6 protein-coding genes are annotated in these 19,402 nt (G+C 73.6%); 4 read left to right on the top strand and 2 right to left on the bottom strand.

Annotated features, from left to right (window positions below; genetic code table 11):
* The first annotated feature begins 31 nt into the window (after positions 1-31).
* The 3 genes from AB0H83_RS08205 to AB0H83_RS08195 all read left to right on the top strand — a co-directional run bounded on the left by AB0H83_RS08205 (position 32) and on the right by AB0H83_RS08195 (position 16,482).
* On the top strand, positions 32-445 hold the full coding sequence (locus AB0H83_RS08205) for a YbaB/EbfC family nucleoid-associated protein (RefSeq protein WP_360088845.1): 414 nt from the start codon (positions 32-34) through the stop codon (positions 443-445).
* Between the two features lie 182 nt (positions 446-627).
* The gene (locus AB0H83_RS08200; protein ID WP_360088842.1) at positions 628-969 is read left to right on the top strand and encodes a hypothetical protein; all 342 of its coding nucleotides are present in this window, start codon (positions 628-630) and stop codon (positions 967-969) included.
* A gap of 48 nt (positions 970-1,017) precedes the next feature.
* Positions 1,018-16,482: a toxin glutamine deamidase domain-containing protein gene (locus AB0H83_RS08195; RefSeq protein ID WP_360088839.1), complete on the top strand. Its 15,465-nt coding sequence runs from the start codon at positions 1,018-1,020 to the stop codon at positions 16,480-16,482.
* Here AB0H83_RS08195 and AB0H83_RS08190 read toward each other — a convergent pair.
* Entirely contained in the window at positions 16,479-16,898 is a 420-nt protein-coding gene (locus AB0H83_RS08190; RefSeq protein ID WP_360088836.1) for a hypothetical protein, read from the bottom strand. The genes AB0H83_RS08195 and AB0H83_RS08190 overlap by 4 nt on opposite strands.
* A complete protein-coding gene (locus AB0H83_RS08185) occupies positions 16,871-18,577 on the bottom strand; it encodes an Hsp70 family protein (protein ID WP_360088833.1) in 1,707 nt (568 codons plus the stop codon). Before AB0H83_RS08185 ends, AB0H83_RS08190 begins: the two co-directional genes overlap by 28 nt.
* Before the next feature lie 161 nt (positions 18,578-18,738).
* On the opposite strand from AB0H83_RS08185, the gene AB0H83_RS08180 reads away from it, so the two are divergent.
* Positions 18,739-19,401, top strand: coding sequence for a response regulator transcription factor (locus tag AB0H83_RS08180; RefSeq protein WP_360088830.1), 663 nt, complete (start codon positions 18,739-18,741; stop codon positions 19,399-19,401).
* Position 19,402 lies beyond the last annotated feature (1 nt).

The following is a 19,402-nucleotide window of genomic DNA, read 5'->3' as shown; positions in this document are numbered from 1 at the left end:
CGACCGTGATTCAAGCGAAGGAGGTGCACCGATGACGTCATTGGGCGACGAGGAACTGTTGGCACAGATGCGGTCGGCGCTGGACCAGGTGCGCGGCGCGTCGGACCGGGCGCGCCAGCGGGCCCGGCAGTCGCGGACCACCGCGCAGGACAAGGAACGGCTGCTGACGGTCACCGTGGGCGGCCAGGGTGAGCTGGTCGAGCTCACCTTCAACGGCGACGCGTACCAGGATCTGGCCCCGGCCGAGCTGGCCGACCTGATCGTGAAGACCACCGCGAGCGCCCGCCAGGAGGCGCAGCGCAAGGCCATGGCCGCGGTCACCGCGCTCGGCCCGGACCTGGGCCAGCTGGACGCCGCCGCCCGCGGTGCCCGTTCAGTGGACGAGCTCGTCGAGTCCATCGTGGGCGCGGTCACCGGGGGCGGCGCCGGGGCGAAGCGGAGGTGACGGCATGAGCGGGCCGGAGCGGAGCGGAGGGTTGCGAATCGTGGGCGCAGGGTGGGGCTCAGGCCGGTGCCGGAGCGCAGCGGAGGTGGCGGCATGAGCGGGCCGGAGCGGAGCGGAGGGTTGCGAATCGTGGGCGCAGGGTGGGGCTCAGGCCGGCGCCGGAGCGCAGCGGAGGTGACGGCATGAGCGGGCAGATCCAATTTTCCGGCGACGCGCTGGCGCAGCGGGTCCCGCTGCTCGGCCAGTTCCGTGACGACCTGGCCGGGACCCTGAGGCCGCTGATGGACATCGCCGAGTGTCACTGGGCCGACGGCTGCGAAGGTGACGACGAGCTGGCTTTGCAGGCCCGCGGGGCCGTGCGCGAGGTGCTGGGCAAGTACGTCCTGCCGTCCTACGCGGAGCTCGGCGAGTCGGTGGGCATCGAGGGCGAGAAGCTCGACCTGGTCCGCAAGATCGGCGACAACACCGAGGGCAGCAACAGCGACGTGGCCGGCGGCTGGGGCAGCGGCGGCCGGCACGGCTGAGCGCGCACCGGTCACGGCACGCCAGGGCGGCAGGAAAGGGGTACGGCGATGGTCACGGTCAGCTCGTCCACCATCTCGATGGACAAGTCGAGCAGGGACGCCATTGGGGCGTTCACCGGGATCAAGCTCACGTCGGTCGACATGCCGCGGCTGGCGAGCGACGCATCCGCCCTCAGCGCCCTGGCCGACCGGGTGCGCAACCTGCTCGCGCCCGAGCTGATCCAGGTGATCCGGGCGGTGTCCGCGTCCGTCGACGGCCAGACCGCCGCCCGGTTCATCGCCCAGATCGCGCCGTTCGTCGCCATCGAACCCCACGCCCTGCTGCAGGTGGCGGAACTGCAGGACCAGACCGCCGAGATGATGCGCGGCTACCTGGTGGAGATGGACTACCTCAACCGCCAGGCGCTCATCATGTTCATCTTCATGATGGTCGAGCTCGCCATCGCCGCCGCCGAGGCCTTTTTCGCCCCCTGGGACGCCGTCGCGCGGGTGGCCACCACCCGCACGATCATCCAGACGGTGCTGCGCTCCAACCTGCTGCGCATCGCAGCCCGCAGCACGGCGATGCAGATGCTGTTCATGCCCGGATCGTCGCTGCTGGCGCAGCTGTCGCAGATGGCCGACCACATCCGCGACGGCATCGACTGGGGCGTCGTGGGCAAGCAGGCCCTCTACGGGCTGTCCGTCGCCGCGCTGAGCACCATCGCCGGGCCGCTCATCGGCAAGGCGACCAACAAGTTCGCCGTCAGCCTCGAACGGTACGTTGCCAAGGCGTCCCACCGCGAGCTGATCACCCGGTTCACCGTCGCGCCCGTGTTCGAGGTGGCCATGGAGGTCGGCGGCGGCATCGGCGCCAGCCTCATGGTCGACCACAAGTACGACCCGAAGAACGCCGACGGCGACGCGGTTTCGGGCGCCGCCGAGGCGGGCGGCAGCGCCGTGGCGACCACCGCCGGCGGGTACGGGCGCCGCGGCGCGCAGGGCCTCGGGTTCACCCCGACGATCCCGCGGCTGCGACTGCCCGGCGGGACCGGCTTCACCGAGACCGGCGCGCCGGTGCTGCCCCCCACCTACGACGACGCGATGGGCCTCGGATCCACCACCACCACCACCACCACCACCACCGGCGCCGACCTCCCGCCGAGCTACCCGGCCGTCGCGCCGGCCACGCCGTCGTCCCCGCCGCCGGCGTACGCCGCCGGGGCGGTGCCGCTGGTCCCGGCGCCGTCCTGGGCCCCGCCCACCGCGCCGAGCATCGCTGGCTGGCAGCAGTTCCAGCAGGACCTCACCGACCGGTACGGCGGCCTGCTCACCGAGGCGGCCCAGCGCGCCCAGGTGGTGGCGCCGCTGCGGGTGCCGATCGAGCGGGCGTTCGCCCAGTGGGTCGAGGCCCACGGGACCGACGAGACCACGGCCAGGCTGGTCACCGCGCTGGGCGTGCCCCCGGCACGGGTCGACGACGCGTTCCTCGCCGGCGTCCGGAACCGCGCCGCGGCCGCGATCAGCGCCGCGGCGCTCGCCCACGTCGTGGCACCGTCGCAGCTCCTGCCGGCCCTGCCGGCGGAGTTCGACCGGCAGGCGCTGCGGGGCCTCGCCGACCTGGCGGCCGAGCACCGGGTCGGGCAGTACTTCGCCGGCCTCGGATCGGACAAGGTCACCGTGCCGGCGACGGTCCGCGACACCGTCGCGCAGCAGGTCCGGCTGGACGTCGAACGGGGCATTGACGCGGTCCTCAGCAGCGGCTCGCTGTCCACGGTCCCGCCGGCACCCACCACGGTCCAGCCCGCGGGAGCGCAGACCGGCGCGACCCCGCCGGCCGCGACCCCGCCGGCGGCGGCGCAGACCGCGCCCGCGGCGGCCCAGAGCGCGGCGGCGCGGGTGCCGGCGGCGGTCGACGTGGTCCGGCAGGCCACGGCCGACCTGCCCGCCCGCATGGCCCGGGTCTCGGCCGAGCTGGGCATCCAGCAGAACGGCGGCAACGGCGGCCGGAACACGTTCGAGCAGCACCTCGGCGAGGCGGCGCAGGCCGCGCAGACCCAGTTCGCCGCGCTTGCCGCGCAGCACGCCGGACCGCTGCCCGGCGTCGACCGCCTCGCCGCCGACTTCCGGCGCGAGTGGACCGACGGCTACCGGGCAGCCTTCGGCACGATCGACCCGGCCGCCACCGGCACGACCGGCTCGACCGGCCCGGCAGGCTCCGCCGCGACCGGTCCGGCCGCGTCCGGTGGCGCGAACCCGGCGGTCAACACGGCCGCCGCGGACACGCTGCTGCCGGGTGACGTGACGCCGCAGGAGGTGCCCACCCGGTTCGAATGGATCGGCGACGTCAACCCGTACCGCGGCCTCGGTCTGGACTTCGAGACCAACTGCGTGCTGACGGCGATCGGCACCGACATGTCCCTGGCCGCCGGTGTCGGGCACCAGGTCCCGCCGGAAGGGCACCTGCCGGTCGCGCAGCTGGAACGCTACGCCGGCCGGCCGCTGGTCGAGGCGGCGAGCTACGCGGCGGTCCGGGACGTGATCGCCGCGGCCGGCCCGGGTGCCCGCGGCATCGTCGTGGTGACCGGCGAGGGCAGCCGCATCTCGCACGTGATCAACGTGACCCGGACCGCCGACGGCAAGGTGGTGTTCCTCGACGGGCAGCGCGGCGGGCTCGCCCACGGCCCGGCGAACCCGGTGCGGCTGCGCTTCGTCGCCACCACCGACGGGGTCGGCCTGCCGGTCGCCCCCGCGGCGACGCACACCCCGGCGACCGTACCGCCACACCAGGATCTGGCCGGTGCGGATCTGACCAGCACGAATCTGACCAGCACGGATCTGACGGGTCTGGATCTGACCGGTCTGGACACGGCGTCGCCGCACCCGCCGATGTTCACGGTCGCCAGTGACGGCTACTGCGTGCTGTCCGCGTTCATCGCCAGCAACCCGGCGCAGGTCGCGGCGGCGCTCGGCCCGAACCTGCCCGCCGACCTGGCCGGGTTCCTCAGCGATCCCAACCGGGTGCGCTGGAGCATGCGGCCGTCCATCAGCCCCAGCCCGTACGTCAGGCGCATCACCCGGCTGCTGCAGCAACACGTCGCCACGTACCTCGCGGCCAACCGTGCCACGCTGCCGGCCGAGGTGAACCGGCGGCGCGCCCACTTCCGCGACGATATCGAGCGGCAGGTCCGCACCCTCGACGATCAGCAGGTGCGGGCGCGCCTCGATCAGCTCGCCGCCGATCAGCTCGCCGCCGACCAGACCCACCCGCCGCCGCCCGGGCAGTCCGTGCAGCCGTACGTCATCGACGCCGATTTCCTGCCCGTGTCCCAGATCCGGCAGCGGTACGAGGCCGTGCGCGACGCCGTCGCCGCCCCTGGACCGCCGGTTACAAGGCCGCAACTGCAGCTCGAATTCATCAACCGGCACGGCCCGCGCTTCCCTGTGACGGAGATCGACCCGGCGCGGCTCGGCGACTACCTCGTCAGCGCCACGGCCATGTCGGACCGGCGGCTCGGCGACGACGAGTACGCGGAGGTCCGGCGGACCGTCGCCAACTGGGGCAACCGGTGGAGCCACCCGTCCGGCGAGTTCCTGGTGCCGCTGCTCGCGCATGCCACCAACAGCCGGGTCACCATCCTTCGCACCGGACCCGGCGGCCCGGAGGTGCTCGACACGCTTGGGCCGGTCGGCGGGGCGCCGGTCAGCGTCTACTACGAGCCGAGCAACCGGAAAAGCAACCCGACCAACTACAACCACTACAACGCCGCCGCCCCGGCACCCACCCGGCCGGTCCTGTCCGCGCCGCCGGTCCCGCCCGCGCCAGCAGCGCCGGTAAGCGACGCGAAACCGCACGGCGACGGGAAACCGTCTGACCAGCCGCCGGCTGCCCCGCCGGCGCCGCCGGTCACCGACAAGCAGCTACAGACGATGGCCGCCGGCCTGCCCACCGGCCTGCGGCTGCAGCGCGCCGCCGGCGCGACGACGCTGCACACCGCCGCGGCCGCCGGCAACACGATCAGCCCGCGGGTGCCGGCCCCGACCGGCCCCGGCCCCGCCATCCTGCTCGACCCGACCGTCACCGACCCCGTCGTGCTCAAGGCCGCGCTGGCCGGAATGCGGCCGCAGGACACCGCGATGGCCGTGCTGCACTGGCCGGAGAGCCAGCCGCTCAGCGCCGCCGCGGCGCGGGACCTCACCACCGAGGTCCTCGACCCGCACACTCAGTCGGCCATGCTGTCGGTGCCCCGGGAGGCGCTCACCGACGCACCCGCCCAACGCGACCCGCTGGTCCTGCCGCTGGACGCCGACGGCAACGTGACCTTCTTCAACGCCCGCCCGCAGCGCTACCTGTTCCTGCCGGACGTTCCCGGCCTGGTCGACGCCCCCACCCCGTTCGGCCTGCCCAAGGTCAAGGACGGCGTCTACCAGCTGTCCGACGGCTGGGTGGTCTGGGACGGCGGCAGCTACCTGTGGATCGGGCCGGCCACCGCGCTGGCCGACGTGCAGGAGCTGCTGCCAGAGAAGGCCGGCCAGCTCACCGAGCCGACCGTGTTCCTCGGCTGGCACGGCACCCCGCTGCCGCCCGGCATCCGCAAGCAGGTCGGCCAGATCTTCACCGGCATGCCGCCCGGCACCCCGGCCCGCCTGCTCACCTCCGGCGTCGGCCTCGACCGGCACACCTTCGACTCGGCCGCGGTCACCGGCCTGCCCGCCGATGTGCGGCTGGCGCACGTCCCCGGCGGCGTGCTCGCCTACACCGGCGACACCGCCCCGCCCGCCGAGCTGCACTGGAGCGACCTGGCCGATCCGGACCGCCCCCGGCTCATCGTGCACGAGTCGGTCGCCGACCCGGCCGCGGTCGCCGGTGCTGTCCGCGACCACCTCGGGGACACCGAGGGCGCGCTGCAGGTGCAGCTCGCGGCCGACCCGCCCGGTGCCGGTGCCACCGTCTCGGCCCGCGCCGCCGCGGCGGCGGCCGCGCTGCAACGCGACCTGAGCGGCACGGTCGAACTCGTCCTGCCGGTCGGTGCGCTCGGCCGTGCCCCGGCCGGCGCCGGCGCCGGCCTGGTGCCCGTCGACGCCCGCGGCCGGCAGACCCTCCCCGCCGCCGCCCGGGCCTTCGTGGTGCCCGGGCCGTCGACGCCGAAGCACGTCGAGGTGCTGAGCCGGCGCGACGACGGCGGGTACGACGTCATGCCCGGCTGGTCCGTCACCGAGCACCAGGGCGCCGTCCTGTTCGCCGAGTACGGCACCGACCCGGACAAGCTCCCGCCGGCCGCGTTCGCCGCCACCGGCGGGGTCCGGGTGGTCGTCCAGCCCGCCGGTGGCGCGGTCCCGCCGGCGGTCGCCGCCGCCGTCGACCGGCTGCTGTCGGGCGTACCCGAGGCGGACCGGCACGTGCATGTGGACCTCGACCCGGCCGGCGCCGGCCCCGACACCACGCCGTCCGCCACGCCGTTCGTGCCGCCGGCCGAGCCGAACCGGCTGGCCCTGGCCCTCGGCGACCCGAAGGCCACCCTGCCCGACTTCGACCGGGTCGAGGCGGCGCTGCGCGCGGAGGCGGACCGCCGTGGGATCACCGTGTCGGCCCACGCCTGGGACCTGGCAATGCAGCGGCTGCTCAACAGCTACCCGCTGCTCGCCGGCCCCGACGGCTACCTGTTCTCGCTCGGGGACATGGAGGTCCTGGTCCACCTCGACCCGACCGACCCGCAGCTGGTCGACAACCCCGCCGGTTCGTCGGACACCGTCGCCACCGGCACGTCTCTGGACGACCTCGAGCACCGCGAGAGCACCGACGACGGACGCTTCCACGCCAACGAGATCATCCAGTCGGTGTTCCAGACCGGCGCCCGCAGCGTGGGCGAAGGCACCACCATGCGGGCCAACCGGGTCCGCGGCGATTTCAACTTCGACGTGCCGCTCGGGCCGACCGCCCACTTCGGACCGAAGTTCAACTTCACGGTCAACAAGAGTGACCAGCGCTCGGCGCATCTCTTCGACGCCGAGAAGGGCCGGGTGCTGGACACCCGCGCCGACTCCACGTTCTACTCCTACGAACCGGGCTGGCGCCTGCAAACCCGCGGCGACACTGACCCGTGGCACGCCGTGACGCTGCTCCCGCCGGCGGAGGGCACCGAGCCGGCCCGGCTCGTGGTCGCCATTCCCAACCATCTGCTGGCGGAGCCGGCCGAGCAGGTCACCGCCATACTGCCCGAGGCCGCCCCGGACCGCTCCGGCCGGCCGAACCGCGGCAACCTGACCCGGCTGCCGGAGACGTTCTCGGCCAGCAACCTCACCGGCGTCACCGAGCTGTACGACCACATCGTGGCCCGGCTGCGCGACGACGGGTTCAACATGGCCGTCAGCAGTCCCATGCGCCAGGAGCTGCAGCGCAAGCTCTGGAACACCGAGACCCACCTGGACGAGGCGGTCAACCGCCGGCCCGGCGCCGGCGGCGGGAAGACGAAGGCGGTAGCGCCGGCGCCGGACCCGGCCTCAGCGGCGCCGGTGACCGCCGACGAGCGCGGCTACAAGTTCACCCTGCACGACGAGGGCAAGACCGCCGCCCAGATCCGGGTCCACGCCCGCCGGCACGGCGACACCACCCGCGTCGGCGGCACCAGCGACACCGCACACATCGAGAAGGTTCGCACCGCGATCGTCGGCCACGGTGGTGAGTTCACGCTCGGGCAGTCCAGCGGCGTCAGCTTCGGCGGCGGGACGGAGCTCCCGCTCGCGTCCGACTACGGCGACCCCAACGTGTTCAAGGAGAAGGCCAAGCTCGGCATCTCCGCCAAGGGCGGTGTCAGCTTCAACAACAACGACGGCGGCGGCGCCACCCACGCGTCGCTGAACGTGGTGGTGTCGCGGTACACGGGTATGACCGGCGGCCACACCGTCCAGCTCGAACTGTCCGCCGACGTGTCCACCTCGAAGAAGCCGATGGAGGCGCCCCAAACAACCCCCACCGTGGCCGGCTCGGCGGTCGTGCGGCTGTCGGAGCCGGACGCGTTCGACTTCGGCTTCGGCGTCGACGCCGACGCGTTCAAGAAGAAGCCCACCACCGCCACCGTCGACCACGAGACGTACCGCGGGGAGCTGCGCAACACCGGCAAGCATCCCGAGGACACCGGCCGCAATCTCCTGCCTGAGCACGTCCTCACGGGCCGCGGCCTCGGCCAGAGCCTCGCCGACGTCGACCCCGCGGCCGTCGCGCAGCTCAAGGCGAACCTGACGCGGGAGCTCGTCGCCGCCGGGTTCCTGCCCCCGGACGGCGACCGCATCTGGTCGCGGCTGGACGCCACCGAGTCCGGGCCCAAACACGCCCGTATCGCGCCCGCCACCGCCACCGTGATGGATAAGGCGATAGCGGCGGCGCGGCGAGGCAAGGACAAAGTCGTGCTGAGCGCGAAGGACGCCGTCCTGCTCGACATCGACGCCTCCGTCGACAACCTGGACGTCGTCGACAAGCTCGTCTCCACCGACGGCGCCGAGTCGTTCCTCACCACCCAGAGCCAGGTCGGCCTGCCGTTCACGGTGCACAGCTGGCGCGACGGCATCCTGCGCACCGCCGAGATCACCCTGCATGCCCGGTCCCTGGCCACCGACGCGGTCGGGCCGGACGGCAACTCGGTGCACTTCGACCGGCTCACCGACGAGCTGCACGTGGTGAACCTGCTGATGGCCCTGGGCATCGCCGGCCAGGGCGCCAGCGGCAACCAGGGCTGGTCGCTGGAGGGCGGATTCAGGATCGACATGCCCGCCGCGGTGAAGATGCTGGAGTCCATCGGGCTCACCGGCGCCGCGCTGAGCCGCGCCGTCGGCGCCGCCGACCGGCTCACCCGCATCGTCAACCGGCCGGAGCTGCTGGAGTACCCGGGTCGCGTCGGACTGTTCAACCTGCCGTACGAGTTCAGCTTCACCGTGACCTACGACAACGGCACCACCGGGCGCTTCAACCCGCCGCCCGTCCGCGGCAACGTCCACGCCGCGCTGCTGCCCCTCAACAGCGACCCGTCGACGTTCAGCGCCCGGGCCACCACCGACACGTCACCGTCCGTGCTGCAGCAGGGCGTCGTCTACCACCTCGACACGCACGGCCTGACCGACGGCATCCTCGCCCAGCTGCCGAGCCTGACCGGGACCGGACAGCCGATGACCGGGCCGCTGAAGAGCCTGGCCAACCCGGTCGCCGTGCAGTCGCATTTCAAGGAGGCCCTGCTCGGGCAATACAGCACCGACACCCTCATCGAGCCCGGCTTCTTCGCCAACACCAACGCCGCCGCGGCCATCCAGGTCGAGCGGATCGGCGGGGCCAGGTTCGTCGGCGCCACCCCCGACAAGTACGTCACCGGCCTCATCGAGCTGTACCTCGCCGAGACCGCCAACGTCGCCAGCCGCTCGTTCTCCAAGACAGTGAACCTGCCCGACATCCGGTTCGGCCGCAAGTTCACCAAGGACGGCAAGGACCTGTTCAAGCTCACCTTCTCGGAGTCGGTCAACGTCAAGATCAGCGAGAGCGCCGCGGAGGAGACCAAGCGGGTCGGCGGCCTGGAGATGCTCAAGCTCGCCTTCAACCGGGCGTACGCGTTTCACGCCCAGGTCGACTACGGCGTGCGGACCGGCACCAAGACCCAGACCGGCTTCATCTTCAGCCGCAACAGCGCCGCCGCGCCGACCTCGGTGACCAACCGGGACATGATCTTCCTGCTGCCCGAGCCCGAGGCCCTGGCCCAGTACGCCGCCGGCAAGCTGCCGGTGAGCGAGTCGCAGCTCATCGACGCCATGGGCCGCTGGGCCGGCGGTGAGCTGACCCTGCCCGGCAACACCGTGGCCGGGCTGCTGCACCACTGGCAGCAGGCGGTGACCGCGCGCATCGGCACCGGCACCCCGGACGTGGCCACGTTCCTGGTCCAGCACGAGCTGCGGCGCTGGGCGAACGCCCTCGCCACCCGCCACAACGACAGGAAGTCCCGCGACGTCGTCTTCGACGCCGAGCACCGCCGGCAGTTCCAGGACGACTTCGGCCATGTCCTGGACCCGACCAAAAACCCTTACCGCAAGCTCACCGTGCCCCCGTACCTGACCCGTACCGGCGACCGGACGCTCGGCCACTCCGGCGTGGACGAGGTCACGCTGTTCACCGGCCCGGCCACGGACGGCGTTGTCCGGCCCACGACGACCCTGCTCGACGCGGTCGTCGAGCGGATCGAGACGGTGGCCCCCGGCCTGCTCGGCGCGGCCGCCAGCGACTGGCAGCGGGCCAACGGCACCTGGGGCGTGCTGATGTTCTCGCCCAGCCGGCAGCTCATCGGCACGCTGCCCGGCGGCCTGGAGTCGCTGCAGGCGACCCTGGCCGGGCAGCGCGCCAACATCACCCTGGCGGACATGCTGCACCAGCACAACGGCGTCACGTTCTACTTCATCGACCGCAAGGGCGGCGCGTTGGCCGACGTGATCGAGGTCAAGGTGTCCGCCGCCCTTGAAGGCCGGCCCCGGTACACCGACTGGGTCCCCGAATACGGCATCGAGAACTACGGCCACGCCTACGCCGCCTACGCCTCCAGCCTGAGCCGCGCGCTCGGCTGGAACATCACCGCTGCCAAGTTCGGCTTCAGCAAGGACGGCGTGCCGATCTCGGGCAATGTCTCCGGGTCGTTCTCGCCGCAGGGCGGCCGCGCCCTGAAGAACTCCGAGCAGGGCACCCGCGAGCAGACCGTCTACGACTGGACCGGGCACTACCGGGCCACCACCGGCGCCCGGATCACCATCGGTGTACGCCGGCTCAACATGCACCGCCGCCCGCTGAACACGTTGCTCAGCAGTGTCTGGGACGGCTCGGCCAATCTGCTGGCCTCCGCCGGCAGCTGGGCCGGCGGGCTGCTCACCGTCGCCCCGCCCGCCGCCGGCAGCCCCGCCCCGACCGACCTCACCACCAAGCTGACCATGGGCGCCAAGGCGCTGGCTGACCTGCTCGCCGAGGCGTCCGTGGTGCAGTCCGACACCCACGAGATCGACTCCCAACTCGACTTCAAGATCCCGCGAGGGCTGGCCGAGGCGCCGCTGAAGGACCTGACCCGCAAGGACGACGACCCGCTCGCGGGGGACCTGCGTCCGCTGCCGCCGCTGCCCGGCGACGTGTACGTCAGCGGCGCCCTCGTCGACGACCTGTTCCCGGCCGGCCGCAAGCTCATGGCGGGGCTGCTGACCTCGAACGCCGACAGCGACACGTACCGTGGCAGCGTCGCGCTGCCCGGGCTGCTGTCCCGACTCAACGTGGACAACCACCTGCCGGACATGCTGGTGCCCGAGGGTTATTCGCTCGCCTCGCACCTGTTCGCGGCCGGCGCGTCCAACAGCCGCGTCGCCATGCGCCTGCGCGCCTCGCTGCACTCACTGGAGGTTCTCAGCCCGATCGTCAACAGCACCGGCACCGGCCGGTACGCCAAGTTCCAGATCGGTGCCGCGGCCACCCAGTCGCACAACCGGTGGCGGATCAACATCGACGGTGAACTTTCGACCAACTGGAAGATGCCGCCGAGCAATGTCGGCGCCCAAGAGGACACCACCACCAAGGGCAACTTCAGCACCGGCGCCAACCGCACCGCGCCGATGAGCCACAGCGCCACCTACGAGGACAACAAGCGCAACGAGACGCACATCAAGATGCAGGGAGTCACGTACCTCGTGCGGCTGCGCGGCAGGTTCAAGCTGGACGCCGTGCCACACGAGCACAGTCCATTCGTCCCCGGCCCGCACACCGGCCCGATCGGGCCGGAGCGCTTCGGCCCCGACGCCGCCAGCACCGGCTGGATCACCGGCGACGTGTACGTGGAGATGCTCGCCGACGAGGTGCACGAGCTGCGGCAGGAGATGCGCGCCCAGCCGCAGCGCTGGAACCTCGGCGTCGCCGGCCACTGGCCCGCTCCGGCCCCCCGTGCGCACGCGGCCGACCTGGACGCCCTGCTGGTGCGGGCCACCCCGGCCGCGATGGCCGTGGGACCAGCCGCGCCCGTCCCGGCCACGCAGCCCACCCGCGCCACCGGGACCGTCGCCGGCCGCCGCGTCGAGCCCGGCGACTTCGACATCGGACAGACCGCCCCGCACGTCGCCCTGCTCATCCGGGACCAGCTGGGCAACCACCACGACACGGTCCCGCCACTGCGGGTGACGGCCAACGACACCGCCCGGGCGCAACAGCGGTACCAGCTGGTGCTCGACTGGGCGGTCGCACACCTCACCTCGGCGACCCCCGGACAGCAGGCCGCCGCCGATCTCGCCGAGCTGCTCAAATGGCAGACGCCACCGGCGGACGCCACCCCGCCGGACCTGGAGCTGGCCAAGGAGCGGACCGCCGACATCCAGGGCCGGATCGCCCGGGTGCAGCCGCCCGGCACGCCCGTACCGCCGCTGCCGCACGCCGTGCTGCTGCTCGACCAGGAAGCGATGACCGTGGCCCGCGGCGTCGCGTTCGAGCTCGGCACCCACATCGACTACACCCACACCGCCGAGGACGGCACCGTGTCGCGGTACCGCATCGACCCGGAGGGTCGTGTCGTCCCCCTCAACGGCTCGGGCAACCCGGTTACCTCGGCCGAGGTGGTGGCGACGTTGTCGCCGGAACGGCGCAACGAGGCGCTCGCGGCAGGCATCGACCAGCGGCAGCTGGAGGCGATCTACGAGGAGCTGCTGGCGGGCACGCCGCTGCAGATGGAAGCGGCCGCGAAGCTCGACGAGGAGCTGGGCCACCGCATGGAGCGGTCCCGCAACGCCGAGGACGACGCCGCCCGCACCTGGATCGGTAACCACCTGTCCCGCCCCGGCGGGCTTCCCCGAGCCAAGGACCCGGCCCGGGGGACCGCCCGCGGCACCAACCAACCGCCCGGCTCCCGGGCCGCGCGCGCACGCCGGCTGCTCGCCGCCGACCTGCCGCCCGGCTGGTCCAGCACCGGGCCGCTGCCCGGGCTGCCGGCCACCGACCCGCTGCCCGGCAGCCACCTATGGATCGTGCGGCCACAGGGCACCGTCGCGGCGGCGGTGCTGCCCAACGGCGACTACACGGTCCACGACCCGCGCAAGGGCGCCGCCGAGCCCGCCCCGGGCGCCACGGAGGCCGGCAAGGACGCCAAGAAGGAGGCCGGCAAGGACGCCAAGAAGGAGGCCGGCAAGGACGCCACGGAGACCGGCAAGGACGCCAAGAAGGAGGCTGGCAAGGACGCCACGGAGACCGGCAAGGACGCCAAGAAGGAGACTGGCAAGGACGCCACCACCGAGGCCGGCAAGGGCGCCCCGCACGAGGAGACGATGACCGCTGCGGCGTTCCGGGCGCGGTACGCCGACGCCGAGGCCGTCACGCTCGTCGAGCCCGACGTGCTGCGCAGCTGGCTGGTGCACCACGGGGACTGGGCCGCGTCGCGGCAGTTCGCGCAGCAGCACCGACACGCGCTGCAGGCCGACCCGAACGTGATCGCACTCGCCGAGTACGCGCCGCGCGACCCGCTCCGCGGCGTGCACCGGCCGCTGCTGGACGCGATCCCCGCGGACGTATCCGACGCGGACGTATCCGACGAGGCGGACCGGCACAGCGACCCGGTCCTCGACGTGCACCGGCCGCTGCTGGACGCGATCCGCGCCAACGTGCCCGGCGCGGCGTACCAGTACCTGGAGGCGACCACGCCGGACGAGCGGCACGACGTGCTGACCGGGCTGCTCGGCGACGAGCGCATGCGCACACCGGCGGCGCTGCGGGCGATGGCCGCCCTGGTCACGGTGGCCCCGGCCCCGACGGCCCCGCCCGCGGCGGGCACCGTACCTGCCGCCGGCCCCGCCCGGGACGCCGGGATGCTGCGCGCCGTGGCCGACATCCTCGACCCGTCCGTCGGGCCCGTCGCGCGGTACCAGGCGATCGCCGAAGCCACCTGGGGCGTCACGGACCCGCAGGACTGGCCGGACGCACTGAGGGACCTCGGCATCGAGCTGAACAAGCCCGCTCCCGGCCCGTACAGGGACCTGCGGTCCCTGTACGACAGCGCCACCGACCCGACGACGCGGATCGCGTTCCACCAGAACGAGCGCGTCCTGGCCGGCCTCACCGCAACGGAACGCTCGGCGCTGACCGCTGCGGTCGACGCCTCCGGCCTCGACGCCGCCGCGCTCGCCCCGCTGTGGCACTCCGCCGACAGCTTCGCGCAGATGCTCGCCGCGGTCGAGGCCGCCCCGCGCGTCGCGGCCGCCGCGACCACGCCCCCCGCGACCGTGCCCACCCGTCCGGCGCCGGCCGCGCCGGACACGCTGGGGCGGTGGACCGCGCTCACCGACTGGGGGGAGTCCCGCGCGTTCCTGGACAGCAACCGGGCCGAGCTGCTGTCCGACACGGTCCGCCGCGACCTGCAGCTTGACCTCGCCCAGGCGGAGAAACACGACGCCATGAAGGCTGCGCAGAACGGCCTGCTCACCCTGGCGCGGTACAACCGGATCGAGGACGGATACCAGTACCTCACCGGCGCCGTGCCGCCCAGCCGCCAGGAGCGCCTGCACCAGTTGCTGAGCCAGCCTGAGTTGCGGGAGGCCGCCGCCATCGGCGCCCTCGCCAACCTCGCCGCCACCCTGCCCGGCCCGGTCGACAGCGCCGACGCGGCGATCCTGCGTACCGTCGGCAACACCCTCGCCGGGGTGACCGTCTCCGACGAGCAGCTCGAGGCGACCGTCCGCCAGGCACGCGACACGCTGGACGAATCGCAGCGGCAAACGTGGGCCGGTATCGTCCGCGACATCGCCGCCGGCATCCCCGGCGCCCGTGGCGCCGCGCTCGGCCACATCGCCCGTCGGCTGCGCCCGGAGGACCTGGGCGGTCGGCTCGCCGCCCCGACCGGCACCGCCCGCGCGGACGCGCGGGAAAGGGTGCAGTCCGCGGCCCAGCAGCTCCAGACAGCCCGGACGGAGCTCGACGCGGCGACCGCATACCAGGGCCAGACCGCGACGGCGCGTGACACCGCCGCCGCACTGAGCCAGCAGGCTCGCGCCGACCTCGAGCAAGCGATCGATCAGCTGGACGCCGCGGAGGAGACCATCAAGCGGGAGCGCCTGGTGCTGCCCGGCCTGCAGACCACCGCCGAGCGCACCGGCAAGGCGCTGGCGGAGGCGCAGGCCGAGGTCGCCGCCGCCGAAGCGGCACCCGCCGGTTCGCCGCCGCGCGCGGCGCTGGCCGACCTGCGCGCCGCCGTGGAGAAGCTGCGCGCGCCGGACGCGAAGGCGCGTGAGGCCGTCAAGGACTCGCAGGACGCCACCGACGCCGCCAATGCGCTCATCACCCGGCTCGACCCGCAGCTGCCCGGCCTGCGCCGGCAGGCGCTGGAGACCGCCGAGGCGTTCGAGGCCAGCAGGGTGGCTTCGGACACCGCCGACCGGATCGTCGAGGTCCGCAATCGGCAATACCGGGAGCGCGCCGCGGCACACGCCGCGGCCCAGGCCGACCTCGACCGGGTACTGCTGGCGGACCCGCCGCCCGTGCCGCCGACCCAGCCGGTCGTCGACCTGGACGGCCTGCTGGCCGACCTGGCGCGGGCCGGCCACGACACCACGACGGTGGTGCCGGTGCTGGCGAGCCGGCTGAGCGAACGGGCGGGCACCCCGCTGCCGCCCCGCCTCGTGCTGTCCACCGCCCCGGACCCGAAGGTCGCGGAGAAGTCGCCGGCCGACGAGGCGGCGGTGATCGGACTGAGCCGTCCGTCCCTCGCCGGGCTGCTGGCCGGTGCCCTGAACACGGTGGTGGAGATGCGCGTGACCGAGTCCGGCTCGCCCCGCCCTCGGTCGTACCTGGGCTATCCGGGCGGCGAGGTGGTCCGGCTCAACAGCACCGGCGCCCCGGAAAGCCTGTCCGAGGCGATTCAGCGGTTGGACCAGAAGGTGTGGGACGACCTCCGCCCCTGGCACGGGACGCAGGAACTGACCGACCGCCTGCAGGTCCTGCAGGACCACGAGATCGAGAACCACAGCGACTTCGCCACCAACGCGGCCGAACTGGCCCTGCACCTGAACCGGTTCCAGCCGCACCTGGCCCGGGCATGGCTTGCCCTGCCGGACCCGGCCAGCGCGACGGAGGGCGTGCGGGCGCGGCTGGGCGCCGGGCTGAAGCCGATGGGCTGGCCCGACCGGGAGGCCGACCCCTTTGACCCTGACGACCCCTTCGACCCTGTTGACGCGGCCGACACCGACCGGGTCGCCGACACCTGGAAGGACCGCGACCCGGCGGGCCGGGCCCGGCTCATGGCGGACCTGGGCGCCCTGCCCGGGTTCACCGTGCAGCCGCCTACCCAGACCCGCCCCGACCCGCCGGCGGGTGCCCGGGTGATCGTGGTCGCCGGCTCGGCTGTGGCCGCGGGCGTGGTCGACGCCACCACCGTGCAGTGGTACACGCCGATCAACGGCCAGCTCCGCGCCGGCAGCATGGCGATGCTGGCCAACTGGGCGCAAACCCGCGGCAAAGACGAGGACATCTGGTACGTCGTGCTGCTGCCCGACCGGCCTTAAGGCACCCGCTGGAACTGCAGCGCGGGCGGCCATTTGCCGTTGGTGGGGCACGGCGCCGCGCGCAGCGCCGAGCCGGCCGGCTCCAGGCTCAGGCAGAGCCCGGTGGCCCGGTTCTGGTAGGCCACGGTGCCGGGTGTGGAACCCGAGCCGGTGGCCACCACCACCCGTTGCCACATCTGGTAGTCGTTCGGGTTCAGGCACGGCAGCGTGTAGACCGCGCCGTCGCGGTTGCTGTCCAGGCAGTAGCCCGTCTGCTGGTTCAGCAGCCGGTACACCTGGTCGCCGGGCCGGTCCTTGTCCAGCGGTGGGCCTTCGCGCCACTGCTGGGACATGCGGCCGTCGCACCCGAGGGCGAAGGCGTGCCCGCCCATCGGGGTGCCGTTGAGCATCATCGCCGGCTTGGTGTCGCTGTCCACGCACAGTCCGGCGGACACGCCCCGGACCCGGCCGGTGCCGCCGGCGGCAACCACGGGCGGGCCGGTCGGCCGGCCGGGCGGCCAGCCGGCCGGGGGGCTGTCGGCCGGCCGGCCGACGGGATGTTCGGGACCGAGTCGCCGCCGCTGGGCTGCGGGGAGGACGAGGTCAGGGCCGAGGCCGAGGTCAGGGCCGAGGCCGAGGCCGACGGCGAGGCGCCGGCGTGCAGGCTCATGGAGGACTGGGTCGGCCGGCCCGAGCCCAGCAGGGCCCAGGCCCCGGCCCAGGCCCCGGCCCCGGCCAGGACCACGACCGTCAGCAGGACGACCAGGCGGCGCCCCCAGCGGCGCCTGGGCTTGTGCCTTCCAGCCGGCCCCGTCGGTGCGGCCGGCCGGTTCGGTGCGGGGCCGGCCGGCGGCGAGATCGGGGCCGGTGAGACCGGGCCCGGCGAGGTCGGGCCCCGCGAGGTCGGGGCCGACGAGGTCGGGACCGGCGGCGAGAACGGGGTCGGCGGTGACACCGGGAGGGCGGCTGCCGCGGCCTCGGCCGCCGGGCGTGCCGTCGCTGCCGCGCTGTGCTGCGCGGTGCGGCGGGCCGGCGCGTTCGCCGTGAGCATCGCCGCCCCCAGCGCCACCGCGTGCTTGGGGTGGGTGTTGCTCAGGATCGGCCGGCCCAGCGTCGCCCGCAGCTTCTGCGACACCAGCGGGATCGGCGACGAACCGCCGACCAGCAGGACCGCGGTCAGGTCCTGTGGGGCGATGCCGGCGGTGCTCAGGGTGCGCCGGAACGCCTCCACCGTGGTGTCCAGCGCCGGGCTGATCAGCCGCTCGAACGTGTCGCGCTGGATCTCCACCTGCCGGGAGCCGCCCGGCAGCGGCACCGTGACCTCGGCCGACTCCCGCGTCGACAGCGTCTCCTTGGCCAGTGTGCACTCGCGCAGCGTGGCCGACAGGATCTGGCCGGTGCGCGGGTCGGCCGGGTCCAGCGCCGACAGTGCCCCGTCCAGCCGCTGGTCGACGTGGCTGTAGACGGCCTGGTCGAAGTCCGCCCCGCCGAGCCATTCGATGCCCTCGGGGGTGCCGACGATCTCCAGCCCGTCCGGTCCGTTGCGCACGACGGCGCTGTCGAAGGTGCCGCCGCCCAGATCGTAGACGGCCAGCAGGCCGTCGGGCGGCAGCGGCCGGGTCGTGCAGTAGTAGGTGGCCGCGGCCACCGGCTCGGTGACCAGCCGGACCAGCGGAGCCTGCCCGCTGGCCCCCGGTGCCGGCAGACCGGCCAGCGGCAGCACCCCGGCGAACTGCTCGCGCCGATACGGCCCCCAGACCGCCGGGTGGGTCAGCACGACGCGGTCGGGCGGCGGCTGCCCGTCGGCGGCGGCCGCCTTGAGCACATCGGACAGCAGCGCGGCCATCAGGGCCGTGGGCGAGTGCGGCGCGCCGGCGAGGACCATCGGCGTGGGATCGCCCAGGCGCCGCTTGAACTCCCGGGCCGCCCGGGCCGGTGCCTGCACGCTGAGCCGGTCGGCCGGCTCACCGGTCACCAGCCCCGTGGCCTCGTCCAGGTAGGCCACCGACGGGACAAGGAAGGCCTGACCACTGAGCCGGATCATGTCCAGGCTGCCGTTGCGCAGGCTCGCGGCGGCAGTGAAGCTGCTCCCCAGATCGATGCCGATTCCGTGCACGCAGAACCCTTTCACCTGATCTGGCGCCGGTATGATTGCCGATTGAGGCCATAATCGGCATGACTGCGCCACCACGATACGTCGGTGTCGTGGCACGGCAATAGAAACATCTCGGAAACGAGGGCCGGTCGGTGGGCCGGTTCGGGACAGGGAGGGCGCGCGTGGATGTCGCGGTCGCCGACGACGGCGCGCTGTTTCGGGAAGGGTTACAGCTGCTCCTGGGCGCGGCGGGCCACACCGTGGTCGGCGGCGTCGAGGACGGCGACCGGCTGCTCGAGCTGCTCGAGCGAACCACCGTCGACGTGGCGATCCTGGACATCCGGATGCCGCCGGGGCCGGAGGGCGGGCTCGACACCGCCGCGCGGATCCGCCGGCGCCACCCCGGGGTCGGGCTGCTGCTGCTGTCCCAGCATGCCGAGGCGCACTACCTGTTCCAGCTGCTGGAGGTCGGCACCGAGCGGATCGGCTACCGGCTCAAGGATCAGGTCGCCGGGGTGGCGGTCCTGGCCGACACGCTGGTGCGCATCGCCGCCGGCGAGATCGTCATCGAGCCGGTGCTGGCCGCGAACCTCGTCAACCGGCCCGGCCCGGCCGCCCCCGGCCCGCTCGCCGAGCTCAACGAGCGGGAGCGGGAGGTGCTTCGGCTCATGGCCGAGGGCCGCTCGAATGCGGGCATCGCCGCGGCGCTGTTCGTGTCGGTCAAGTCGGTGGAGAAGTACATCGCGAGCATCTTCACCAAGCTGGACCTGCCCGCCGAGCCGGCCGCGCACCACCGGCGGGTGCTGGCGGTGCTGGCCTACCTGCGCTCCGACCGGGTCGGCTGAC

This window comes from Dactylosporangium sp. NPDC050688 (assembly GCF_040654515.1).
GTDB lineage: Bacteria > Actinomycetota > Actinomycetes > Mycobacteriales > Micromonosporaceae > Dactylosporangium.
The sequence above is the reverse complement of the archived record's forward strand: the minus strand, read 5'-3'. Positions and strand labels throughout refer to the sequence as shown.

Excerpts from the sequence above, each read along its gene's own strand:
- AB0H83_RS08205 (WP_360088845.1), top strand. The coding sequence starts at position 32 with ATGACGTCATTGGGCGACGAGGAACTGTTGGCACAGATGCGGTCGGCG.
- AB0H83_RS08200 (WP_360088842.1), top strand. The coding sequence starts at position 628 with ATGAGCGGGCAGATCCAATTTTCCGGCGACGCGCTGGCGCAGCGGGTC.
- AB0H83_RS08195 (WP_360088839.1), top strand. The coding sequence starts at position 1,018 with ATGGTCACGGTCAGCTCGTCCACCATCTCGATGGACAAGTCGAGCAGG.